This window comes from Zunongwangia atlantica 22II14-10F7 (assembly GCF_002094855.1).
Classification (GTDB): Bacteria; Bacteroidota; Bacteroidia; order Flavobacteriales; family Flavobacteriaceae; genus Zunongwangia; species Zunongwangia atlantica.
In genome coordinates this window covers 95,613-119,696 of sequence record NZ_ARYN01000001.1, presented here as the reverse complement: position 1 = coordinate 119,696, position 24,084 = coordinate 95,613, and the positions used below count along the sequence as shown (strand labels likewise).

Here is a 24,084-nt window from a genome sequence, read left to right as displayed (position 1 = left end):
GGTGTTTCAGAGATTTCCTGAAACACCTTTTAAATAGATTTTTTAGTATCCAGGATTTTGCTCTAATAATCCTCCTGAAAGGCTTATTTGATCCTGAGGTATTGGGAAAACTTCATTCTTGTTAGCCTGGAATCCAAGCGGTCCAAAAACTTCTTGTCCTCTACCCTGGCGAATTACATCAAAATAACGATCGAATTCCATACCAAATTCCAATCTTCTTTCTGTCCAGATAATATCTCTTAATTCAGATTGAGAACTTGTAGTTATTGCAGGCAATTCTACTCTGCTTCTAATTTGGTTTAGACTTTCCAATGCAGCAGCAGAATTTCCTAATTCGTTGTTGGCTTCAGCATTCATTAATAATACTTCAGCGTAACGTAAAATAATAAGGTTTTTATCTAGAGCACTTGCAGCCTCTGGTCCAAAATACATTTTCTCACTATAATATGGGTTTGGTGCATCTTCACTTACAACAGCACTTAGATTAGGATCATCTGCGTATAAATTATTATCGTACATTTCTTCTCCACGGAAAATAATTGTCGCATCCATACGAATTTGATCATTAGCAGCTTCGTAAGCGTCTACTAAACTCTGAGAAGGAACATCAAATCCCCATCCCCACTGACCTCTAACACCATGATGCTCGGCCATATTATTTATTCCTAAATTCTCTGAAGCACTTCCCTGAACTTCGAAAATAGATTCTACCGTATTTTCATTCTGAATTCTCCAAAGTTCTTCGTAATTAGGATGTAGTGCATATTGTCCTGAAGCAATCACCTCGTTGGTAAGATCTAAAACTTCCTGCCAGTTTCCTTGGTACATTTGTACTTTCGCAAGCAAAGTTTTTGCAGTTCCCTGTGTTACTCTACCAACCTGTGCAGCAGTCTCAGGTAGATTTTCTGATGCTTCAGTAAGATCTTCTACGATAAAACCGTAAACATCTTCACGGCTATCCCTAACTAATAAAGCTTCCTGATCACTAGGATCTGTCTCTTCAGTAATAATTGGCACACCTCCAAATACACGAACCAATGTAAAATAATGGTAAGCTCTAAAGAATTTAAATTCTGCCTGATATTCAGCGATTGTAGTTTCAGCTAAATTATTAGCAGGCTCATTTATAATGTCAATCCCGGTATTTGCTGTGGCAATCCCGCGATAATTAGCTCCCCAAAGACCAGCTACAGAAACATCTGTAGCCTCATGAGTAAAATTGTCTAATTTATCTTTATCTGTACCGGTATCTCCTGGTGCACTTCCTTTATCTGCATCATCAGAAGCAATACTGAAAATACCCGAATAAGAGAAAGAGTGCTGACTGTAATCCTGCAAATGTGCATAAGAGGCAACGATAGCCTGATCTACATTCTCTCCCTGAAAATAACCACTACCCGTTGTAGCCTGACCTTCTGGCGCTACATCTAAATAATCATCTGAACATGACATGGCTAGAAGTGCAGAAACTGCAACTAAAGCTTTTGTCATTGTTTTATATTGAAGTCTTAAATTTTTCATAGTCAAAGTGTATTTTAAAAGTCGATATTTAATCCTAAAAGAAACTTAGCGGTTGTTGGATAAGCATCCAATTCAAATCCGCTATCAAGAATTCCTCTTGGTAACTCAGGGTTAAATCCGCTATATTTTGTAAACGTAAGTGCGTTTTGTGCTGTGGCGTAAATTCTTAATCGAGAAAGCTGAATAGCTTCAAGAATATTTTCACCAAAATTGTAACCAATAGTGATGTTGTTTACTCTTAAGAAATCACCATCCTCTAAATAGTAATCTGAAGGAAGTGGAACAGCATTGAAAGCAGCAGGACCTCCATTACCACTATTCCCACCGGTATACCTTTCTCCAAATAAATCTGCATCTACGTTCTCTCCACTAAATCTTTGTGCTCTAAGACCATTAAATACTTTGTTTCCTACGTTTCCAAACAATGAAGTAGAGAAATCTACCTGCTTATAAGTAACTCCTAAATTAATACCGTAGTAAAAATCTGGCTGGTAAGACCCCATATATTGTCTATCAGCCTGGGTGATAGAACCGTCTCCGTTAGTATCTACATATCTAAAATCTCCTACACTTGCACCTGGCTGTGAACTGCCATCGATTTCGTCCTGACTGGTAAATACTCCATCTGTTTTATATAACCAGAATGTACCAAGCTCATTACCTTCAACCGTTCTGGTTACAATCTGACCGTTATTTAAATTTCCGCTATCAATAAAAGGAATTGCGTTTTCTACTACCGGATTGATATTGGTTAACTCGTTTTCATTTTTAGTAACATTGAATCCAATATTATAACTAAAATCACCACTTTCTGAAGCATCACTCCAGTTTAAAGCAATTTCAATACCTTTATTTTCGATGCTACCTGCATTAGTCACAAAACTATCATCTCCTGAAGTTTGTGGTAGAGAAAGTGGGAATAAAATATCATCTGTTTGCTTATCATAATAAGTAAACTCACCCGTTAAGCGATTATCTAACATACCAAATTCGATACCTAGATCCAGCTCTGTTGTAGTTTCCCAGGTAAGATTTTCATCATATTGTTGAATGGAAGAACCACCAATCGCTACTCCAGATGGAAATGGATAAGCGGTAAAGTCGATTAACTGAAGAAATAATCCTGAATCGATACGGTCGTTACCAACTAAACCGTAACTACCTCTTAATTTAAGGTTGCTTAAAAAGTTTTGATTCGTGAAAAACTCCTCGTTATCAACATTCCATGCTACACCAAAAGATGGGTAATATTTAATTCGTTGAGATTCTGCAAACTTAGAAGAACCTTCTCTACGAATAGTTGCGTTAAACACATAACGTTTATCGAAGTTGTAAAGTAACCTAGAAAAATAAGCAAGACGAGTTGCTCTATCACCTTCATTCAAAATTGTTTGACCTTCCTGCTCTCCTATTCCTAAATACAAAAGGTTATCTGATGGTGGAACTCCACGTCTAGATCCCTCTAAAGTCTCTGAAGCCAAACGCTCTGAAGTTAAACCTAAAGTAAGGTTGATATCATGCTTTCCAAATTTCTTATCGAAAGTTAAAAAGTTATCCCAGTTAAAGCGTTCCTCGTCGTAATCACGAACTGTAAGAATTTCGTTTTGGTTAAGAATCTGGTTACCACTTTCATTGGTTACGATATATCTTGCACCATAATTTCTATTCTTTTCCCTAAGAACATTTACACCAATACTAGAACGGAAAGATAACCAATCGAAAATATCTACTTCTCCCCAGGCGTTTCCAAGAATTCTAACTTTCTCATTTACGCTTTGGTTATTTTTGATGTTTGCAACCGGATTCCCAACGTTATTAAGGTTAGTTGTTCTAAAATTACCCTCTGCATCGCGAACAGGAATGTGTGGTGCCTGTTTATAGGCGTTAGTAAAATTTGAAAAAGAAGGATTAAAACCTCTCTCTCTAGATAAACTAAGGTTATGCCCGAATCTAATTTTTTCGCTTAAATGGTAAGTATTGTTTAATCGAACTGTTAAACGTTCGTAATCATTACTCTTTAAGATACCTTCTTCATCCATATAGTTTACAGAAACATAATAATCGATATCTTCTTTACTTCCTGAAACTGATAAGTTGTAATTCTGAAAAAGACCATCTCTTGTAATTTCGTCCATCCAGTTTGTAGTCTGTAAACCAGAAATTTCTGAAGGAGTAAATGCCGGATCGTTTCCAGTTCTTGCTAAGGCCTCATTTGTATATTGTGCATATTCCTGCGCATTGGCCATATCCACCCCATTTACAAGAGTGTTGATACCAGTGGTAGAGGTTAACGAAATATTCATATTTCCTTTACCAGACTTTGTAGTAATTAAAACTACACCGTTTGCGCCACGAGCACCATAAATGGCTGTTGAAGAAGCATCTTTTAAAACATCGAAGCTTTGAATATCTGAGTTAGCAATACCACTAATATCCTGTGTAATTACTCCATCTACAACATATAAAGGATCTGCACCTCCAAGAACAGAGATAGCACCTCTAATTCTAACATTCCCCACAGATCCTGGCGAACCATTGTTGATTACCTGTACACCAGGCAATTTACCCTGTGCTGCCTGTAATGCAGAAGTTGTTGGAGAATCATTAATTTCTTCAGCTTTCAGATTACTTATAGTACCGGCAAGATCACGAGATTCTGCTTCCCCATATCCAATTACTACAACTTCATTTAAGCTTGCTGCTTCTTCTAGTAAAGTAATGTTATATTCATTTTCAGCTCCTACAGTTACTTCTTTTGGTTGAAATCCTAAGAAAGTTATTCTAAATACGTCGCCCTCAGCTACATCTTCAAGGGTAAAATTACCATCGAAATCTGTAACGGTAAAAATCTCTTTCCCCTGAACTTTTAATTGGGCACCAGGAAGCGGAACACTTGTACTATCAGACACAGTACCGCTAATGGTTTTTGTCTCTTGCGCCATCCCTATAATTGAAAAGAGCATGACGAAAACAGTAATTAATTTGAATTTCATACGGTTTGATGTTTACATAATTTTGCCGAAATATACAGGTAGCTCACAAAAGAACGCAAACGATATAGTACACATCCTATACATCATAAAATATTAAATACCAATTAACTGATATACAGTATTTTAAACTCTATTTGAAGTAAATTAAAATTTAGTTAAAATAACTTTGATGTAGTAATGTTGTAGTATTAAATTAAAAATATGAAGTCGTATTTTTAAAATTTTAGAAATTTTTAATAAGAAAATTTGTCAGATTCTCGTTCTTATCTAAATCCATTTTCTTTCGTAACCTATAACGATGTACTTCTACTCCTCTAACAGAAATTCCCATAAGCGGTGCAATTTCTTTTGAAGTTAGATTCATCTTTAAATAAGAACACAACTTTAAATCTTTACTGGTAAGTTTTGGGTAAGTCTCCAATAGATCACGGAAAAAATCTTCATGAATTTCATTAAAATTGGTTTCAAAAACCTGCCATTCATCCTTACTTTTTACAGCTCCGTTAATTTTATTCATTATATGCTTTAAACGGTATTCATTCATTTTAGCTTTATCCTTGTTAAGCTCTCCCTGAATTTCCATTAAAACTTCATTCTTTTTGGCTGCCATCATTGTGGTATTAGCTAATTCCTTACGTTTCATATCGATCTCGTCCATAAGCCGTTCACGCTCTAATCGATCGATACGCTCTTTATGCTCTTTTTCAAATTTTTGTTCTATAAGCCATTGATGCTTTCTCAATCTTCTACGGTTATACCAAAACAGCAAACCAACAGCGCTTAAAAATAAAAGGAGATACACGGCCTTCATCCAAATCGATAAATACCATGGTGGCATAACACTAAAAACAAAAGTTTTAGCCATCCCATTTTTAGCTCCTACCGGATATAATTCGAGATTATATTCTCCGTAATCTAAATTCTGAAAATCAAGTTTCCCTGATTCAACAATCCCGGTAATCGTATCATTTCCGGTAAGGCGATACCCAACCTCTCGAGAATCTGAAAAAGGCAAACCTATATCAAAACTTAGCAAGCCGGCATTTTTAAATGGAATTTCAGGTTTTTCTGCTAAAGAATAGTCAGTTTCTAGATCATTAAACCCAGCTATAAAAGGTTCAGAAATAAATAAATCTTGCTGTTCATTTATTAAAGAATTCACATTCAATCTTGCAAAACCATCTTTTAGACTTATATAATAAATAGAATCCGACTCAGCTATCATATTCTCATACCCTTTAACCAAACGATTATCCAAACGCCATGAGGGCAGTCTTAATTCCTGTTCTTTTAAATTGGTATATAAAAGGTCGTTTGTTTTGGTATTAATAAACCAGTATTTGGCGTCGTTTTCTACCAGTAACTTATAAGAGTTAAGCTCCTTAAATTCTTCAAAAACTTCAAGACTATCTGAAAAAGCATTGTATTTTAACCATTTTTGATTCGAATACACAGCAACCTGATTATTAATCTTATAAATCTGAGGATTAACATGGGAAAGTCCGTCTAAACTGGATATTTCATTTATCTCTAAAGCCCGTTGTAGATCATTAGTTAATTTTATACGATATATGCCTTCATAAGGATGTGCGGCCCAGATAATGTTTTCTGTTTCAAACAACATTTTTTTCACTGGAAAACTTAAGCTATCAATTTTATAAAAACCAGTATCGCTATATTTCAAGATACCTATATATGTACCAATCAAAATTTCATTAGAAGGAGAAACCAGCGTATGAAAACTCCCAGTGGAATTATCAATAACTTCAACTGTATTTTCATTTACCTTAAAACTTGCTGAATTACTATTACTAATAATCTTATTATCAATTTTTTCAAGATTCCAGGAATGGCCTTCTGCTCCTTCAATAAGGTTTAACCCATTATTATTTAAACGATAAACGCCAGTGTTACTGGCCAAAAATGTTTTGTTGGGTTCTTTAATCAAATCATAAACGGCACCAAGTTCACCTGATGTATCTATGTAAAATTTTATAGGCGAATTGATTGTAACGCGATCTATACCATTATCCAAACCTAACCACAAATTCCCCCTAAACTGAAGCATGGAAAGTATAGTGTTATTTTGCAAACCATTAGTTCTATCAAAATACTGATATTCGTTATTTTTCCTATTCCATTTTACAAGTCCATTTTTTAAGGTTCCAATAACCAATTCACTATTTGGAAGACTTATAATTTTATTCAATTCTGCCTTTGCTATAAATTGATTAAGTTCAGTTGATAAGATTTCAAAAGAATTATTATTCTCATTTAAAGAAAAGATTGCATCCCGAGTACCAACAATAAGTTTCCCTTGATGCACTTTTATATCTGCGATCATCTTACCAAGCAATTCCTGAGAGGGTTGATAAAACTTAAGCTCGCTTTGGTTATCTAAATAAAACAAACCATCTCTGGCTTTTGCTACAAAGAGTTTGTTTTTAAATATTTGCAGACTGGTAAAAACTCCATTGGCGATTTTAGCGATTTTTTCACCATCATATTTGTATAGTCCCCCAAAAGATCGAAAATAGATATTATCCTCAAAAGCAATAATGCCCCAAAACTCTTCGTCACTAAGATCAATATTTTTAAAAAGAGATTTGAGTGAATGATATTCAAAATCCCCCTTTTTATTGCGCTCCCAGTACCCAAATTCACGATAAGATCCTGTAAAAATCTTATCCTTAAAAGCATAAACCGAACGAATTATAGCTCCTGAATTTAAAGTATGTAATTTCCAGGTTAATCCATTATAAATAAGTAAACCTCGATTATTAGCTACATAAATAATTCCTTTATTATCTACGGAAATATCCCAGTTTTGGCTTGCAGCTTGATAAGATATTGAAGAATAATTTTGTATAGGTGGATTTAACTGTTGTGCAGTCAAAAAATTTGCAGTCAAAACACTGAAATTCAATATTAAAAAAAATAAAAATGATTTTATCGAATCTCGATTTGAGCAGTTAACATTTTCTACTTTCATACCACAAAACTACAACATAATATTCCTAATAAAAGCCTAAAAAAGCTTCTGTAAGTTTAACAAAGGATAATATCCCAATAATTGGATTTTTTCCTATTTTTGAAGAAACTTCATGGAAGATGAATTTCGATAGAATTAAAGAGAAACTAGAAATTTTAGCCGATGCCGCAAAGTATGATGTTTCGTGCTCCAGTAGTGGCAGTAATCGAAAAAATACCAAAAACGGACTTGGAGATTCTTCTGGAATGGGAATTTGCCATAGTTATACCGAAGATGGTAGATGTGTTTCTCTTTTAAAGATCTTGTTAACCAATCATTGTATTTTCGACTGTGCGTATTGCGTTACAAGACGCAGTAACGATATAAAACGTGCTGCATTTAAGGTTCAGGAAGTAGTTGATCTCACCATTAACTTTTATCGTCGAAATTATATTGAAGGACTTTTTCTTAGCTCGGGCATTTTTAAAGATGCAGATTATACTATGGAACGTTTAATTAAGGTAGCTAAAAAACTTAGAGAGGAAGAAAATTTTAATGGCTATATTCATCTAAAATCAATTCCTGGAGCTAGCGACGAACTTATGCGGGAAGCAGGTTTATATGCAGATCGCTTAAGTGTAAATATTGAAGTACCTACTGTTTCTGGCCTAAAATTACTTGCTCCTGAAAAAAAACATGAGGATTTCATTAAACCAATGGAAAAGGTTAAAAATGAAATCATTCAATTTAAACAAGAAAAAAAGTTTATTAAAAGTACTCCTAAATATGCTCCCGCCGGCCAAAGCACCCAGATGATTGTTGGCGCTACTGGAGAAAGTGACAGGGATATCATGTATTCTGCTAACTATTACTACCAGCAATATAACATGAAACGTGTTTATTATTCTGGCTACGTACCTATTTCTTCAGATCCCAGACTACCGACCATTACCTCACAGGTTCCTATGTTAAGAGAAAATAGGCTATATCAAACAGATTGGCTTCTTAGATTCTATGGTTTCGATATAAGAGAACTATTAAATAATCATCATCCTAATTTAGATTTAGATATCGATCCCAAATTAAGCTGGGCACTACGCAACCAACACTTATTCCCTGTAAATATAAATACCGCAGATAAAATGATGCTGGCAAGAGTACCCGGTTTGGGAATGCGTTCTGTATATAAAATTCTTCAGGCCAGAAAATACCGCAAATTAAACTGGGAACATTTAAAGGCTATAGGAGTCGCGTTAAACCGAGCAAAATACTTTATAATTTGTGATTCCAGATTATGGGAAAAGAAAGACTGGACTGCTAATCAAATAAAATCAAAAATCATAAAGACAAGTTCCAGCAAATTCAGAAAGGATTATTCTACCCAGTTAAATCTCTTTGATCATGCATCATAAAATTCTAATTTATGATGGCACATTTCAGGGATTACTCACCTGTATATTTCAGATTTATGAAGAAAAATTAAGTGATTATAGTATTCATCCTGAAGGTTATAATCAAACCGACTTTTTCGCAAATAAAGAATTGGTTATTACAGATCTCGAAAAATCTGGCAGAGTCTTAAAACGATTTAAAGAATACACTTCAAAAAAAGCAGTTCATAGAATTTATCGCGCTTTTTTATCTGAAATCCCAGGGGTCGAAATTCAGATTGTTGAATTTTTCAGGCATATCTTCAGACATAAAACAGATCTTTCTGATGATTTTTCTTACCCGCCAATCTTAAAAATTGCGCAAATTGACAGGAAAGTTGGTAGAGAAAAGCATAGAATGGAAGCTTTTATTAGATTTGAATTGCTAAAAGATGATATTTTTTTCACAAAAATAGCCCCAGATTTTAACGTTTTACCCCTAATTTTAAAACATTTTAAGAATAGATATGCCGACCAAAAGTGGATAATTTATGACGAAAAAAGGCAATTTGGACTGTTCTATGATCTAAAAAAAGTAGTCCCAATTAGCCTTAATTTTGAAAATAATTCAAAAAAAGACCCTAATATACTACACGAAGACGAAATAAACTTTCAGAAATTATGGAAATCATATTTCGACTCTAGTAACATAAAATCCCGAAAAAACACCAAATTACACCTTCAACATGTGCCTAAACGTTATTGGAAATATTTAACGGAAAAGACCATTATCATGTAATGAAAATTAGTTTACATTTGTTTGTTCAACTAATTAAACATTATAACGATGAAAAAATTATTCTTATTATTTGCTGTAGCATCTATGACAATTTCTATGTACTCTTGTAGAGAAACTACTGAAGAAAGTGCAGAGGACACTATGGAACAAATGGGTGAAGACGTAGAAAACGGAGTTGAAGAAGCTGCTGAAGAAACTGAAGATGCAGTTGAAGAAGCTGGCGAAGAAATTGATGAAGCAGGTCAAGAAATCGAAGACGAAGTAGAGAACAACGACGATATGTAATTCTCTCTTTCTCTTTGAGAAAAAATTTAGAAGCCACTCGTCGTAGTGGCTTTTTTTAGCTTTAACTATTAGTAAACTACCTCGGGGCAAGCCCTCGAGCTATTCTTTGAAAACAAATTTTTAATTTCGAGGCAAGACTCGGGGTATTATACCCTTTGGCGGTGCCAATCAAAAACTAAATAATCATGAAAAAATTAATTTTATCTGTATTTGTAGCAGCTTTCGCGTTTAGCTTCCAGTCTTGTAGAGAATCTACAGGAGAAAAAACAGAAGAAGCAATAGAAGCTATTGGTGAGGATATTGAAGATAACGTAGAAAAAGCTGGAGAGAAGATTGAAGAAGGTGCCAATAAAGTGAAAGAAGAAGTTGATGAAGAAATTCATGAGACAGACGATATAAATGGCGAAGAAGCGAATGACGACATTTAATCCGGAATAAGAATTTTATAAAGAAAAAGGCTGCAAATTGCAGCCTTTTATTTTTTTCTCTCGATAACGTAATTCACCATCAACTCTAAAGATTCTTTATACTGAGATTGTGGAAATTGGTCGAGTATTTTTAGAGCTTCTTTTTGAAAGGCGATCATTTGCGAAGTTGCATATTCTAAACCTCCTTTTTTCTTTACAAAATTGATAACCTCTTTTACTCGCTTTTTATCTTTGTTATGATTTTTAACTGAGTTGATAACCCAGGCCTTTTCTTTTTTATCTGAATTATTCAGGGCGTAAATTAAAGGCAAAGTCATTTTTTGTTCTTTAATATCTATCCCGGTTGGTTTTCCTATTTTCTCCTCACCATAATCAAAAAGATCATCTTTTATCTGAAAAGCCATCCCTATAAGCTCCCCAAAACGTCGCATACTCTCAACCTCTTCAGAATCTGGTTTTACAGAGGCAGCACCTAGACTACAACAAGCCGCAATAAGTGTTGCAGTTTTTTGCCTAATAATATCGTAATACACATCTTCAGTTATATCTAAACGGCGAGCCTTTTCAATTTGTAGCAATTCACCTTCACTCATTTCTCTAACAGCTACAGAAATAATCTTCAGCAAATCAAAATCATTATTATCTATAGAAAGTAACAGTCCTTTAGACAATAAATAATCCCCAACCAAAACAGCGATTTTGTTTTTCCACAACGCATTTATACTGAAAAAACCCCGTCTACGATTACTATCGTCTACAACATCGTCGTGAACAAGAGTAGCGGTATGAATAAGTTCGATTACTGAAGCACCACGATAGGTACGCTCATTCACTTTTCCTTCTGAAACGAGTTTGGCTACCAGAAAAACAAACATTGGCCGCATTTGCTTCCCTTTTCGATTTACGATGTAATGCGTAATTCGGTTTAAAAGCGCGACTTTAGAAGACATCGATTGGAAGAACTTTTTCTCGAAAAGTTCCATTTCTCTTTCAACCGGAAGTTTTATTTGAGAGATTATCTTCATAAAGTCCGCAAAGATAGCTTAATTCGGTAAATAGAAGATAAATTATGAGGCCGATTTATTGGCTAATTGACCACAAGCTGCATCGATATCTTTTCCGCGAGATCGTCTAACCGTTACCGTAATCCCATTTTGCTCTAAAACGTGCTGATACATATCTGTAGCCTGTGATGATGCCTGTTGAAAATCACCATCATCTATAGGATTATATTCAATTAGATTCACTTTACAAGGCACATATTTACAGAATCTTACCAATGCCATAGCATCCTTACGGGTATCGTTTACATCTTTCCAAACGATATACTCATAAGTAATTCGGCTTTTAGTTTTAGAATACCAATATTCTAAAGCCTCTCGCAAATCGTCTAAAGGAAATGTTTCGTTAAAAGGCATAATCTTAGTACGAACCTCGTCTGTTGCTGCGTGTAATGAAACGGCAAGTTTTATTTTAGCTTCATCGTCTGCTAGCTTTTTAATCATTTTAGGTACTCCAGAAGTTGAGATAGTAATTCTCTTTGCAGACATCCCTAAACCTTCATCTGAAGTGATCTTTTCTACCGCTTTCATTACATTATTATAATTCATAAGCGGTTCTCCCATTCCCATAAACACGATATTGCTTAAAGGACGATCAAAATATAAGCGACTTTCATTATCTATAGCCACAACCTGATCGTAAATTTCATCGGGATTAAGATTACGCATGCGCTTTAATCGTGCAGTAGCACAAAACTGGCAATCTAAGCTACAACCTACCTGAGAAGATACGCAGGCCGTTGTTCTTGTAGGCGTGGGAATAAGAACAGATTCTACCGTTAGATTATCATGAAGCTTCACGGCGTTTTTGATTGTTCCGTCACTACTGCGTTGCATTTGATCTACACGAATGTGATTAATCACAAAATTATCAGCCAGCATCGTACGGGTTTGTTTAGAAATGTTGGTCATTTCTGCAAATGTATGTGCCCCTTTATTCCAAAGCCATTCGTAAACCTGTGACCCTCTAAAGGATTTATCACCGTTTTCTACAAAAAACTCCTGAAGTTGCTTTTTAGTTAAAGCCCGTATATCTTTTTTCTTATTCTTCACAGCGCAAAATTACAAAGATTTTGAGGATATTTTATATAAGCTCCTTTAAATGCAAAAAGCCACAATCCTAATTAATTGTGGCTTTTAAAAATTTGTTCTAAAATCTTACAATATCAGCATTGCATCACCATAAGTATAGAATCTATATTTTTCCTTCACTGCCTCTTCATAAGCTCTCATCATAAAATCATGACCGGCAAAAGCAGAGATCATCATTAATAATGTAGATTTTGGTGTATGGAAGTTTGTTACCATACAGTTAGCAATACTAAAATCGTAAGGAGGGAATATAAATTTGTTTGTCCAACCTCCAAACTCATTTAAAGTTTGATTTGAAGAAACAGAACTTTCTAAAACTCTCATTACAGTAGTACCAACCGCACAAACTTTACGCTTTTCAGCTTTTGCTTTATTGATAGTGTTTACTGCATCTGCTTTTACAAAAGCTTCTTCACTATCCATTTTGTGCTTACTAAGGTCTTCTACTTCAACCGGACTAAAAGTTCCTAAACCTACGTGAAGCGTAACTTCAGCAAAATTAATTCCTTTAATCTCTAAACGCTTTAATAAGTGTTTAGAAAAATGAAGTCCAGCTGTTGGTGCTGCTACAGCTCCTTCTTCCTTAGCATAAATAGTTTGATAACGCTCCTGATCTTCAGGCTGCACATCTCTTTTTATATATTTTGGAAGCGGAGTTTCTCCTAATTCCTTAAGTTTTCTTCTAAAATCTTCGTAAGAACCATCGTAAAGGAAACGTAGCGTTCTACCTCTAGAAGTTGTATTATCGATAACCTCGGCAACTAAACTTTCGTCGTCACCAAAATATAATTTATTACCAATTCTAATCTTACGTGCAGGGTCTACTAAAACGTCCCAAAGCTTAGTTTCAGCATTTAATTCTCTTAATAAGAATACTTCAATTCTTGCACCTGTTTTTTCTTTATTCCCGTACAAACGAGCAGGAAAAACCTTAGTGTTATTAAGAACCATTACATCTTCAGGATCAAAATAATTGATAAGATCTTTAAATTGTTTGTGCTCTATTGTTTGCTCTTTTCGGTTAAGAACCATTAGGCGCGCTTCATCTCTATTTTCCGCAGGATACTCAGCAAGTAGTTCTGGCGGAAGTTCGAAATTGAAGTTTGAAAGTTTCATTCCCATATTTGAAATTTTAAAGGCTGCAAATATACAATCTCAAAACAGGGGTTGTCAAGTAATTGGGAAAATATTTGGCCGTTAATTTGAAATTAGTCTTTTTCAACAATAAATTTTAGGGTTTCCAGATCATTGTAAAAATCTGGATAGCTTTTGGAGACTACCATTGCATCTTCTATAATTACCGGTATTTTTAAAGCTATTGGCGCAAATGCCATTGCCATACGATGATCGTTATAGGTAGCTATAGCCACATTTTTATTTAAAGTAGCTGAAGGTTTTAACTCTAAATGATCGTTAGAAATCACCACTTCTCCTCCTAACTTTTCAATCTCATTCTTTAAAGCAACCAATCGATCGGTTTCTTTAATTTTTAAAGTATGTAAGCCGGTTAATTTACAGGCTGTCCCTAAACCTAGACAGGTCACCGCAATAGTTTGTGCAATATCTGGCGAGTTTCTAAGATCTTCAGTAATACTTGCGGGTTTAGAACATTTTGATTTTTTTAGAGTAATACTATTTTCATCAAAATTTGTTTCTACACCAAATTGCTTATAGATCGTTGCAAGACAAGAATCACCCTGCAAGCTTTCTTCCCTGTAATTCGATAATTTAATCTCGGCTTCTTCTGCAAGGGCGGCTATACTATAAAAATATGAGGCCGAACTCCAATCTGATTCTACCGGAATTGTTTTTGGAGACAATTCACTACAAGCTTCAATTCTAATAGTATTTTCTTCAAAACTTCCCTGGATACCCGAACGCTGGAGCATTTCTAAAGTCATTAAAATATATGGCGTACTGGTTACCTGACCTTCAAGATTTATTGTTAATCCCTGCGGAAGTGACGCACCAATAAGCATTAATGCTGAAATATACTGGCTACTTATATTTGCCTGAAGACTTACCGAATTTGCCTGAAGCTTTTTACCCTTAATTCGGATTGGTGGATATCCTTCATTCTTTTCGTAAGAGATTTCTGCCCCCATAGATCGAAGCGCTTCTACCAGTAATTGAATAGGTCGCTCCTGCATTCGCTGGCTGCCGGTTAAAACTGTCTCTCTACCTTCTTGAACAGAAAAATAAGCTGTAAGAAAACGCATAGCTGTACCTGCATGATGAATATCTACCTCAACTTCGTTAGAAGTTAACGCTTTCTTCATAACCTGCGTATCGTCGCTATTAGAAAGATTAGAAATTTGTAGATTCTTAAAAAGTGATTCTATGATTAGTAATCTATTTGATTCACTTTTAGAACCTGTTATTTTCAGCTCTCCTTTCACAGTATCCTGTGAGTGACTTACTTTAAATTTCATGGAAGGGGAATTGTTGATTTTACTTTTTAAGTTGATCTTTCTCTTTTCTACGGAACTGGCCATACGATACAATCATACCGTAAACAAGCATCCCTAGAACCTGACCAACAACAAATGTAATCATTTTCCCGTCTGCCATCCTATCCTGATAATAATCTTTAAAAGCAAAACCTCCATAATCGATTACCATCATTACGATATTGTAAATAAGCACAAACAAGAAACCTAAAATTACAACAGATCTCCAGTATTTTTTACTGGACATAATTTCCTTAAACTTCATCTTACTTCAGTTTTTCGTTATTATGATGCCTGTCGTGATCTCTTTTTGTTTTAAGATCTAGTTTTTTATCGAAAGCTTCCTGTAAATCTACGCCTGTTTGGTTAGCAAGACAAAGCACTACAAATACAACATCTGCAAGCTCTTCTCCCAGATCTTTTGATTTATCGCTTTCCTTTTCGCTTTGCTCCCCATATCGACGAGCAATAATACGCGCAACTTCACCAACTTCCTCGGTGAGTTGCGCCATATTAGTTAATTCATTAAAATATCTTACGCCGTGTTCTTTAATCCAATTATCGACGTCCTTTTGTGAGTTGTGTAGATTCATCTGTTGTTTCTTCTATTTTAGACAAAACTATAGCTTCTGAATGTTTACTCACAATTTCATCGAAAAAGTTTTTTAAATGATCATAATCGCTGGCAGCATAAACAGACTTATTAAAATCTATTGAGGTTTCTAATCTTAAGAAATTTGAACTTTGGGTTAGCAGATATTTGAAACTAGCATCCTCTTCATTCATATTTACTAAAGCACTTTCTGGTAGTGACTCTATCTTATAACCAGCAGGAATCATAATATTTACGGTTGAAGCATGTTCTACCGGATAATTTAAATAAATAGGATATATTCTTTCTTCGGCTTTAAATGGATTCTCTTTTTCAGATAAGAACAACAACGGATTAATATAAAGTTTATCACCAATTGCTTCTACCCCATTATTAAGCTCGAATTGGTAAACTTCTTTTATATCCTGTCCTATCTCATTTTCATTTTCTTTGGTTAATTCTGAAATTAAAATATCTCCTTTTCCATCCTGAAGCATCTCGATATAACTATCTTCATTAATTCCCTTAAATTGATCTCTAAAATTTTTCGCAACCAATTTATTGTATACACCAGTAAATTTTCCTTTTAATTTTAAATCCTCTGTGATCTGAAAATTGATATAATTAAGTTCTTTAGATTTATAACTTGGCAAAAGATAAACCCAATCAGATTTTCCTTCATCTTTAATTATTCTTCCCTGCCAGTTTCTAGCTCTTTCTGGCAATTCTCCTGGTGCAGCATTTTTATCTGTAGCATCTAAAAGTAAAATCTGATCTCCAAACTGCACTCCAACAATCACATAATTAAATCCAGATCTGGTTGGAAAAACTGGAACCCCATTACTTTTTGTACTTAACAAAACAGGATTTGCATCGAGCCCTGCGTATCTTAACATTGCGGTTAATAAAAGATTGATATCACCGGTATTTCCAGTTCCATCCTTATAAGCTTTTCTAATTCCGTTTTCTGCAGTAAAACCAATATACTCGTTCCAGGCGATTTTACTTTTTATGAAATTGTAAACTCTTATCAATTTATCTTCAGGAGTTGCAGCACCTTCTAAAATAGCATCTACATCCTCCTGAAAGAAATTGCTTCTTTTTAATTCTGTAGCATATCCTCCGTCATCATAAATAGATTTTGAAACATCTTCCCAGGTATGGCTAAAATAATCCATAGGCTGGTTTGGGAACTTGGTGTATTGCAATTCCCATTTTATTCTGGCGGCATAGTTATCCAAATAATCCACATAAACCTCTTCTTTTAGAGCGGGTATATTTTCTTTAGAGATAGAATATACCGTTTGTAAGTACTCATTATTTTGAGTATGCATATTAAACGGCTCTTTAGTTTGATCTATAGGTATAAACAGTGAAGCCAATTGATTATAATGAGAAACAAAACCAAAAAACTCTGGTATTTCTACTTTGACCTCCATCATTTTAATAGGTATGGTAGACTGTAATTCGGTATCATCAAGTGAAGTTAAAAATGGAGAGCGTTTTTCATACTCAAACTCTATTACACTTCCCGGTTTTAAGGAAGGCATCGTAAATTTTACTGCTTTACGATATTTAGAAACTTCTTCATCAAAAATTTCTTCTTTTCTTAATTTCTCCTCTACAATTTTATCGCCTTCAAGATTATAGGTATAGCCTTTGATTCCGTAAATTTTCTCTTCGTCACTTCCACTTATATATCCATTAAGATTAACCGTAGCCCAATCAAAACCTTCTTCGTTATAAAGTTTAATTCGATAATGATATCTGGTTATTAAAGCAAGTCCTGTTGTAGAGTTATAATCATAAAAAGTATATTGTTTTTTATACAATATAGCTGCATCTGCATCCTTATTTGTAGGATACTCGGTTTCCTCTATCTCTTCTTTAGAAACCTTACCAAATTTGTAGTTCTGTGCCTGCATTGCGCCTCCTACCAAGAGAAATGCAATTAGATAAAATTTTAAACGCATAGTAAATAATTTTTAGCCGTTTTTCACTAAAACAGCTTTTTGATTGCTTAACATGTTGATTTTGTTTAAAAACTCTCTAAAATCACCAAACTGAGCTGCTGGCCATTGTCCCTGCTTCACACTAACCGAGCGTTTTACCACCAGGATATTGGGATCATCTTGTGAAGATTGAACAGAGAGTTTAAAACTTCCAAAATCGGTTTCTATGCTTATTGCTTCGGGTAGGGCCTCCACCGCATAACCTTCAGGAATTTTAAAATTAAATTGATCGTTATTTGTAAATCCACGTAAGATTTCTACCGGATATAACCTGTCTTCGTTTCGCGAAACCATATCAATTTCGGGCTCTATGAAATTTAAGGGCAGCAAAATTCTATTTCCTGCTGTGGTATAGAATTTCTTTCCGGTAAACTCTAACTCTTCAGAAAAACTAGCCTGTTCTTTATCATTTTCAAAACTCAGGTGATCAAAATGAATTCCCTGAAGATTTCCAAATACCTCTTTATAATATAGATTTTGGTCTTTATCTTTTTGCGCCTGGATATGGTAATTATTTCCGTAAGGGATCCCTTTACTCTGCTTTTTTATACTGGCTGTAAAAGCATCCTCAGAAAGACCAATTTCGCATAGTGTTTCTTCAAGATTAATATCACACTCATAATTTGGCGTTTTTACAATTTCGCCACCATCCTCTTTGATTAATAATACATGGCGATTATCTGTAAAATCACCTAAATAGTTAAATGGTAAAGACTGACTTGTACATTCTAGCCAAACGTCTTCTTCTGCGATTCCTGGCACATTTAAAATCACATGATTCCCCTGCATCGAGGCAAAATCTGGATCGATATCTTTTTGCTCGTCACCGGCATAAACCACTGCATAATTAGATTTTATTCCCTGCGATGCCAGTAAAGCTTTCATGTAATTGGTTAAACCTTTACAATCGCCATAACCTACGCGATCTACCTCTGTAGCCAGAATAGGCTCCCAACCACCAATACCTAACTGCACGCTTATATACCGGGTTTTTCCTTGCATATATTCGTAAATAAGCTTGGCTTTTTCATAATCGGTCTCTACTCCTTTTACAAGTTCTGTAATTTCAGCCTGGGTAGAAGAATATAACTCGTCCCTACCTTTAATTAGGTTTTCGTATTGCCATTTCCCAAATTCCTTCCAGTTCTCAGCCGTTCCTTCTACACCCATTAAACTAAAGCGATTCAATGCTACTTTAACCTTAGGGGTCATTTCTGAAATCTGCGGACTATAAGGTTCGTATTTATAGGCTGGAATATTTTTTACCGCATAACTGATTTCAAAATCGGTATTATTTTTTTCTAACTGAATACTATCCAAATTCGCCTCTAGATAACGTACTGGTATATGATTTGGATTTTTTAACTGATATTTACTAGATTCAACACTAACATAATACCCATCTACTGGGTGAAATGGTTGAATAAAAACAGTTGTAGACATTTGCACCTCACTCTCGTAAACAACGGTATAAGGGTAACTCATAGGCGAATAATCCAGATAGCTCACCCTGTTATCTGAGTATAAATTGGAAGAGCCAACGGCGCTTTGATCCTTGAAATCACGCTGTTTATACTTCTTAATCTCAGCCCCCATTTTGTTGTAAACGTAGGCAGACTGCGACTTTATCTTCGCATCGCCATCGTCATAAAAATCATAGGCTCTAACAAAACCATTTCCGTATTTGTTCAAAACGGTAACCACTCGTTTGGTGGTAACAGTCATTTTATCTACATCCTCAATCTCAATTTGGATGTTCTCATCCCTAATTACCGCATTAGCATGTTCGGTAAGTTCTTTTTTAAGAATGATACTTTGATAGGAGTCCTGAGCAAAACACAGGATTCCACTTAGGAGCATGACGCTCAGTAAAAAAGATTTCATTGCAAAAACTGGTAACGTTCGTCTTGCAATATATTAAAATTTTAAGAATTTTTAACTTTTATTTTTAGAATCTATTAAGATTGTTACCGGCCCATCATTTAACAGTTCTACCTTCATATCTGCGCCAAATTTTCCCGTTCCAACCTTCTTACCAAGATGCTTTTCAAAACTGATTAAAAACTCTTCATATAACGGAATTGCTATATCTGGTTTAGCTGCTTTGATATAGCTTGGGCGATTCCCTTTTTTAGTGCTGGCGTGTAAAGTAAACTGACTAACAATGATAGCATCGCCATTTATATCCAAAAGTGAATTATTCATCACACCGTCCTCATCATTAAATATTCGCATATTAACGATCTTCCTACAAAGCCATTCTATATCTTCTGAAGTGTCTTCTTCCTCTATCCCAACTAATAATAGTAGTCCTAAACCAATTTCAGCATTTAATTGATTTTCGATAGTTACCGAAGCTTTTGTTACTCGTTGAAGTACTACTCTCATTTTTTATAATTATCCATTCGGTAAGGCTCGTCTTCGCCTTCTATAATTTGCAAATAACTTTTATAACGGGACCACGGAATTTCTCCTTTTTCTAACGCCTCTTTTACTGCACATTTTGGCTCATTAAGATGAAGACAATTGTGAAATTTACAATCTTGTTTTAATTTGAAAAATTCAGGGAAATAATCACCAAGCTCTTCTTTTTCAATATCTACAACACCAAAGCCTTTGATTCCTGGAGTATCGATGATCCTGGCATCAAAACTTAGATCAAACATTTCAGCAAAAGTTGTAGTATGCTGTCCCTGTTTATGCTGTTCTGAAATTTCTAAAGTTTTTAAATTTAAGGAAGGTTCTAAAGCATTGATCAAAGTAGATTTACCGGTACCACTATGCCCAGAAAACATCGAAGTTTTACCCAACATCATTTCTTTTACCTTATTTACGTTTTTGCCTCCTTTTGCTGAAATTCCTATGCACTCGTACCCAATTTCACGATACATCTTTGCCAGGAATTTAATCTCCAAAAGTTCATCATCATTATAAGTATCGATTTTATTAAAAAGAAGCACTGCTTTTACATGATAAGCTTCTGCAGTAACTAAAAAACGATCGATAAAAGTGGTAAAGGTGGGTGGATTATTTAGGGTAACCATCAGGAAAACCTGATCGATGTTGGCAGCGATAATATGAGTTTGCTTAGAAAGGTTTACAGAACGTCTTATGATATAGTTATCGCGATCGCCAATCTTTTTGATCACCCCCTGAGTTTGCTCTGAAATTTCTTCAAGATCAAACTCTACCTTATCTCCAACAGCAACAGGATTGGTACTTTTTATTCCTTTAATACGGAATTTTCCTTTGATACGACAGTCGTAAAACGTCCCATCTTCAGCTTTAACCTGATACCAACTCCCTGTAGATTTATAAACCGTTCCTCTCATTTACATGTTTTCCTCTAATTAAATACCTCGCAAAATTACACAATTTCACGAGGTATTATCTTATTTTGGAAAATCAAGAAATCATTTTAATGCTTAACTATCTAAAATAGTTTGTTGGTGATTAATTGATTCCTGGTGAACGGCTTTAAATAATTTTAAAACAAACTCTTCACTTAAACCTACCTGCTCTCCTTCTAAAACCATTTTCCCTAAAATCTCGTTCCAACGTTTCGTCTGAAGGATTGCTACGTTCTGTGACTTTTTCACATGACCAATATCTTCAGAAATTTTCATACGTTTTGCCAAAAGCTCGATCAATTGATTATCTGCAATATCGATCTTCGCTCTAAGATTCTGTAATTTATTCTGATAATCTTCACTTTCAGAAACCTCTTTTCTAATTTTAAGATCTTTCATGATCTGTACTAAAGTTTCCGGAGTAATTTGCTGTTTAGCATCACTCCAAGCATTATCTGGATCCCAATGAGTCTCTACCATTAATCCGTCGAAGTTAAGATCTAGCGCAGTTTGGCAAAGATCAAAGATAATATCACGACGTCCTGCAATGTGAGAAGGATCTAAAATTAAAGGAAGGTCTGGGAATTTATTTTGTAATTCGATCGCAATTTGCCACTCTGGGTTATTACGATATTTCGATTTTTCGTAGCTGGAGAATCCTCTGTGAATTACTCCAAGATTTTTAATATCTGCAGTGTACATACGTTCTACTGCACCAAGCCATAACGCAAGATCTGGGTTTACAGGGTTTTTAATTAAAACAGGCTTATCTGTTCCTTTAAGCGCATCTGCGATTTCCTGAATGATAAAAGGAGAAACTGTGGTTCTTGCTCCAATCCACAGAATATCTACATCATGTTTTAAAGCTAACTCTACGTGATGAGGATTTGCAACTTCTGTAGTGGTTAACATTCCAGTTTCTTCTTTAGCCTTTTGTAGCCATTTTAAACCTAAAGCACCAACACCTTCGAAGTTTCCTGGTCTTGTTCTTGGTTTCCAGATTCCGGCACGTAAAACTGTAGCATCGGTATCTTTTAACTGATGAGCAATTTTTAGCACCTGCTCTTCAGTCTCTGCACTACATGGTCCTGCGATTACCAACGGATGATCTAATCCGAATGCGTCTAACCAGTTTCTTAATTCTTTCTTGTTTTCCATGATAAAAAATTTAGCTAATTCCGTTTAAAATTGATTTTATATGATTTGTACGTTCCATTTCGTTGTACACTTCGCCAAACTCGTCGTTGGCGATCAAGTCTCTAAAAGAGCTTAAATTCTGAATATATTCATTTAATGTTTCCAGCACATTTTCTTTGTTCTGCTGAAAAATAGGCGACCACATTGCCGGCGAACTTTTTGCCAGTCTTACGGTTGAAGCAAATCCACTTCCCGCCAAATCGAAAATATCACGCTCATTTTTCTCTTTTTCGAGCACTGTTTTTCCCAGCATAAAAGAACTTATATGCGACAAATGGGACACATAAGCAATATGACGATCGTGAGATTCTGGATCCATATATCGAATACGCATTCCTATTCTTCTAAAGATTTCCATGCCTCGCTCCTGAAGTTTAAAAGCTGTCTTTTCTACTTCACATACGATATTGGTCTTTTCTTTATATAAATCTTTTATAGCTGCTGAAGGTCCTGAAAACTCGGTTCCTGCAATAGGATGAGCCGATAAATAATTTCTTCGTTTTGGATGATCTTTTACCGCTTCACACAATTTGAATTTTGTAGAACCGGCATCGATCACCAAAGTATTATCCCCGGCATGATCTAAAGCTTCTTTTAAAACCTTGATACTTATATCTACCGGTACCGCTACAATTACAACGTCACTGTCGGCAAGATCCTCCATTGTTCCGGCAACATCGATAAAACCGATTTCTAAAGCTTCCTTTACATGTGCTTCGCTCTTATCGATACCAAAAATGCTACTTTCAGGAAAGGATTCCTTTATTGCCAAAGCAAACGAACCACCAATAAGACCTACACCAATTACACTTACTTTCATCCCTTAATTCGTTTAATGGCTTCATCTACATTTTTCTCGTCTGTACATAATGAAAAACGAATATAACCTTCGCCCATATCTCCAAAAATGAAACCTGGCGCGGTAAATATGCTATGCTCGTGCAACAAGTTATCTACAAACTCTTCAGAAGATTTTCCTTCAGGTACTTTACACCAAATAAACATTCCTGCCTGTTCTTTGCCTGGCGTGCAATTTAAGGCTGCAGCTAATTCTAATATTTTAGCTCTTCTGCTTTTATAAACCGAGTTCATAGAATCGAACCAGTTTTTATCTAATTTCAATGCAGCAGTAGCGCCAGCCTGTACAGGGTAGAACATCCCGCTATCCATATTGGTTTTTACCTTTAAAACCGTCTCGATATTTTTAGCACTTCCACTCAACATTCCTACGCGCCAACCCGCCATATTAAAGCTTTTACTCAAACTATTCAATTCTAAAGCAACTGCTTTAGCGCCTTCAGCCTTTAAAATACTTTTAGAATTTTCATTCAGGATAAAACTATACGGATTATCATTTACAATAAGGATTTGATGCTTTTTTCCAAAAGCAACCAATTGCTCAAAAACTTCATCTGTAGCCGATGCTCCTGTTGGCATATGTGGATAATTAACCCACATGATTTTCACTTTACTTAAATCTTTCTGCTCTAATTCCTCGAAATTCGGCAACCAGTTCCCTTCTTCGTTTAGATCATAAAAAATTGCCTTTGCACCAACCAATTTCGAAACCGAAGTATAGGTAGGATACCCAGGATTAGGAATTAACACCTCGTCACCTTCATTTAAATAGGCCATAGAAATGTGCAAAATTCCCTCTTTACTTCCCATTAACGGGATGGTTTCGGTTTCAGGATCTAATGATACCTGATAATACTTTTGATAGAACCCGGCAATCGCATTCCTAAAATCAGCTGTTCCTTTATACGGCTGATATTGATGCGCACCATTTTGAGTTAAACCTTCATTTAAGGCGGCAATCACCTGTGGCGGTGGCGGTAAATCCGGGCTACCAATTCCTAAATTGATAATGGGTTTACCTGCGGCCTGCAAGGCACGAACTTCTCTTAATTTAGAAGAGAAATAGTACTCTTTTACATGTTCTAACCTATTGGCTGGTATCATT

The 24,084-nt window shown here is 35.2% G+C and carries 20 protein-coding genes; 4 read left to right on the top strand and 16 right to left on the bottom strand.

The genetic code is table 11. The annotated features are described in order from the left end of the window. Positions 1 to 42 precede the first annotated feature (42 nt). The 3 genes from IIF7_RS00470 to IIF7_RS00460 all read right to left on the bottom strand — a co-directional run bounded on the left by IIF7_RS00470 (position 43) and on the right by IIF7_RS00460 (position 7,425). Positions 43 to 1,521, bottom strand: coding sequence for a RagB/SusD family nutrient uptake outer membrane protein (locus IIF7_RS00470; RefSeq protein WP_217806665.1), 1,479 nt, complete (start codon positions 1,519 to 1,521; stop codon positions 43 to 45). 14 nt (positions 1,522 to 1,535) lie between these two features. Continuing rightward, positions 1,536 to 4,514 (bottom strand): SusC/RagA family TonB-linked outer membrane protein, encoded by a 2,979-nt coding sequence (locus IIF7_RS00465; protein ID WP_084839743.1) that lies wholly within the window; start codon positions 4,512 to 4,514, stop codon positions 1,536 to 1,538. A 223-nt stretch (positions 4,515 to 4,737) separates the two neighbouring features. Then, positions 4,738 to 7,425 (bottom strand): helix-turn-helix and ligand-binding sensor domain-containing protein, encoded by a 2,688-nt coding sequence (locus IIF7_RS00460; protein ID WP_245801454.1) that lies wholly within the window; start codon positions 7,423 to 7,425, stop codon positions 4,738 to 4,740. 200 nt (positions 7,426 to 7,625) lie between these two features. On the opposite strand from IIF7_RS00460, the gene IIF7_RS00455 reads away from it, so the two are divergent. The 4 genes from IIF7_RS00455 (at position 7,626) to IIF7_RS00440 (ending at position 10,367) form a co-directional block, all read left to right on the top strand. Then, positions 7,626 to 8,897 (top strand): putative DNA modification/repair radical SAM protein, encoded by a 1,272-nt coding sequence (locus IIF7_RS00455; protein WP_084839741.1) that lies wholly within the window; start codon positions 7,626 to 7,628, stop codon positions 8,895 to 8,897. Next, on the top strand, positions 8,887 to 9,654 hold the full coding sequence (locus tag IIF7_RS00450; protein WP_084839740.1) for a TIGR03915 family putative DNA repair protein: 768 nt from the start codon (positions 8,887 to 8,889) through the stop codon (positions 9,652 to 9,654). The genes IIF7_RS00455 and IIF7_RS00450 overlap by 11 nt, the downstream gene beginning before the upstream one ends. A 48-nt stretch (positions 9,655 to 9,702) precedes the next feature. Further along, positions 9,703 to 9,939 carry a hypothetical protein gene (locus tag IIF7_RS00445; protein WP_084839739.1) on the top strand — a complete coding sequence of 79 codons (237 nt, stop codon included), beginning with the start codon at positions 9,703 to 9,705 and terminating at the stop codon, positions 9,937 to 9,939. A 185-nt stretch (positions 9,940 to 10,124) separates the two neighbouring features. Next, positions 10,125 to 10,367, top strand: coding sequence for a hypothetical protein (locus tag IIF7_RS00440; protein WP_084839738.1), 243 nt, complete (start codon positions 10,125 to 10,127; stop codon positions 10,365 to 10,367). 47 nt (positions 10,368 to 10,414) lie between these two features. On the opposite strand, the gene IIF7_RS00435 is transcribed toward IIF7_RS00440, so the two are convergent. From IIF7_RS00435 to IIF7_RS00375, 13 genes are all read right to left on the bottom strand, one after another. Beyond that, positions 10,415 to 11,392, bottom strand: a complete 978-nt coding sequence (locus IIF7_RS00435) for a polyprenyl synthetase family protein (protein WP_084839737.1) — start codon at positions 11,390 to 11,392, stop codon at positions 10,415 to 10,417. A gap of 42 nt (positions 11,393 to 11,434) precedes the next feature. Continuing rightward, positions 11,435 to 12,481 carry a 23S rRNA (adenine(2503)-C(2))-methyltransferase RlmN gene (gene rlmN / locus IIF7_RS00430; RefSeq protein ID WP_084839736.1) on the bottom strand — a complete coding sequence of 349 codons (1,047 nt, stop codon included), beginning with the start codon at positions 12,479 to 12,481 and terminating at the stop codon, positions 11,435 to 11,437. 105 nt (positions 12,482 to 12,586) lie between these two features. Beyond that, positions 12,587 to 13,636 (bottom strand): tRNA preQ1(34) S-adenosylmethionine ribosyltransferase-isomerase QueA, encoded by a 1,050-nt coding sequence (gene queA / locus IIF7_RS00425; protein WP_084840045.1) that lies wholly within the window; start codon positions 13,634 to 13,636, stop codon positions 12,587 to 12,589. Positions 13,637 to 13,728: 92 nt separating this feature from the next. Then, positions 13,729 to 14,952, bottom strand: coding sequence for a 3-phosphoshikimate 1-carboxyvinyltransferase (gene aroA, locus IIF7_RS00420; protein ID WP_139801243.1), 1,224 nt, complete (start codon positions 14,950 to 14,952; stop codon positions 13,729 to 13,731). Between the two features lie 19 nt (positions 14,953 to 14,971). Continuing rightward, positions 14,972 to 15,235 (bottom strand): hypothetical protein, encoded by a 264-nt coding sequence (locus IIF7_RS00415; RefSeq protein WP_084839735.1) that lies wholly within the window; start codon positions 15,233 to 15,235, stop codon positions 14,972 to 14,974. 1 nt (position 15,236) lies between these two features. Next, on the bottom strand, positions 15,237 to 15,563 hold the full coding sequence (locus tag IIF7_RS00410) for a nucleotide pyrophosphohydrolase (RefSeq protein ID WP_084839734.1): 327 nt from the start codon (positions 15,561 to 15,563) through the stop codon (positions 15,237 to 15,239). After that, a complete protein-coding gene (locus tag IIF7_RS00405; protein WP_084839733.1) occupies positions 15,529 to 17,535 on the bottom strand; it encodes a transglutaminase domain-containing protein in 2,007 nt (668 codons plus the stop codon). The genes IIF7_RS00410 and IIF7_RS00405 overlap by 35 nt, the downstream gene beginning before the upstream one ends. Before the next feature lie 12 nt (positions 17,536 to 17,547). Further along, positions 17,548 to 19,458, bottom strand: a complete 1,911-nt coding sequence (locus tag IIF7_RS00400) for a DUF3857 domain-containing protein (RefSeq protein ID WP_084839732.1) — start codon at positions 19,456 to 19,458, stop codon at positions 17,548 to 17,550. A 51-nt stretch (positions 19,459 to 19,509) separates the two neighbouring features. Further along, entirely contained in the window at positions 19,510 to 19,962 is a 453-nt protein-coding gene (dtd, locus tag IIF7_RS00395) for a D-aminoacyl-tRNA deacylase (protein ID WP_084839731.1), read from the bottom strand. Next, positions 19,959 to 20,906, bottom strand: a complete 948-nt coding sequence (gene rsgA, locus IIF7_RS00390; protein ID WP_084839730.1) for a ribosome small subunit-dependent GTPase A — start codon at positions 20,904 to 20,906, stop codon at positions 19,959 to 19,961. The genes dtd and rsgA overlap by 4 nt, the downstream gene beginning before the upstream one ends. 93 nt (positions 20,907 to 20,999) lie before the next feature. Next, positions 21,000 to 22,082, bottom strand: a complete 1,083-nt coding sequence (locus IIF7_RS00385) for a bifunctional 3-deoxy-7-phosphoheptulonate synthase/chorismate mutase type II (RefSeq protein ID WP_084839729.1) — start codon at positions 22,080 to 22,082, stop codon at positions 21,000 to 21,002. A 10-nt stretch (positions 22,083 to 22,092) separates the two neighbouring features. Then, positions 22,093 to 22,941, bottom strand: coding sequence for a prephenate dehydrogenase (locus tag IIF7_RS00380; protein WP_084839728.1), 849 nt, complete (start codon positions 22,939 to 22,941; stop codon positions 22,093 to 22,095). Further along, positions 22,938 to 24,083: a pyridoxal phosphate-dependent aminotransferase gene (locus IIF7_RS00375; protein WP_176218874.1), complete on the bottom strand. Its 1,146-nt coding sequence runs from the start codon at positions 24,081 to 24,083 to the stop codon at positions 22,938 to 22,940. The genes IIF7_RS00380 and IIF7_RS00375 overlap by 4 nt, the downstream gene beginning before the upstream one ends. Between the last annotated feature and the right edge of the window lies 1 nt (position 24,084).

Coding starts and splice junctions, on each gene's coding strand:
- IIF7_RS00470 (WP_217806665.1), bottom strand. CDS start 1,521: ATGAAAAATTTAAGACTTCAATATAAAACAATGACAAAAGCTTTAGTT.
- IIF7_RS00465 (WP_084839743.1), bottom strand. CDS start 4,514: ATGAAATTCAAATTAATTACTGTTTTCGTCATGCTCTTTTCAATTATA.
- IIF7_RS00455 (WP_084839741.1), top strand. CDS start 7,626: ATGAATTTCGATAGAATTAAAGAGAAACTAGAAATTTTAGCCGATGCC.
- IIF7_RS00450 (WP_084839740.1), top strand. CDS start 8,887: ATGCATCATAAAATTCTAATTTATGATGGCACATTTCAGGGATTACTC.
- IIF7_RS00445 (WP_084839739.1), top strand. CDS start 9,703: ATGAAAAAATTATTCTTATTATTTGCTGTAGCATCTATGACAATTTCT.
- IIF7_RS00440 (WP_084839738.1), top strand. CDS start 10,125: ATGAAAAAATTAATTTTATCTGTATTTGTAGCAGCTTTCGCGTTTAGC.
- IIF7_RS00435 (WP_084839737.1), bottom strand. CDS start 11,392: ATGAAGATAATCTCTCAAATAAAACTTCCGGTTGAAAGAGAAATGGAA.
- queA (WP_084840045.1), bottom strand. CDS start 13,636: ATGAAACTTTCAAACTTCAATTTCGAACTTCCGCCAGAACTACTTGCT.
- aroA (WP_139801243.1), bottom strand. CDS start 14,952: ATGAAATTTAAAGTAAGTCACTCACAGGATACTGTGAAAGGAGAGCTG.
- IIF7_RS00415 (WP_084839735.1), bottom strand. CDS start 15,235: ATGAAGTTTAAGGAAATTATGTCCAGTAAAAAATACTGGAGATCTGTT.
- IIF7_RS00410 (WP_084839734.1), bottom strand. CDS start 15,563: ATGAATCTACACAACTCACAAAAGGACGTCGATAATTGGATTAAAGAA.
- IIF7_RS00405 (WP_084839733.1), bottom strand. CDS start 17,535: ATGCGTTTAAAATTTTATCTAATTGCATTTCTCTTGGTAGGAGGCGCA.
- IIF7_RS00400 (WP_084839732.1), bottom strand. CDS start 19,458: ATGAAATCTTTTTTACTGAGCGTCATGCTCCTAAGTGGAATCCTGTGT.
- dtd (WP_084839731.1), bottom strand. CDS start 19,962: ATGAGAGTAGTACTTCAACGAGTAACAAAAGCTTCGGTAACTATCGAA.
- rsgA (WP_084839730.1), bottom strand. CDS start 20,906: ATGAGAGGAACGGTTTATAAATCTACAGGGAGTTGGTATCAGGTTAAA.
- IIF7_RS00385 (WP_084839729.1), bottom strand. CDS start 22,082: ATGGAAAACAAGAAAGAATTAAGAAACTGGTTAGACGCATTCGGATTA.
- IIF7_RS00380 (WP_084839728.1), bottom strand. CDS start 22,941: ATGAAAGTAAGTGTAATTGGTGTAGGTCTTATTGGTGGTTCGTTTGCT.
- IIF7_RS00375 (WP_176218874.1), bottom strand. CDS start 24,083: ATGATACCAGCCAATAGGTTAGAACATGTAAAAGAGTACTATTTCTCT.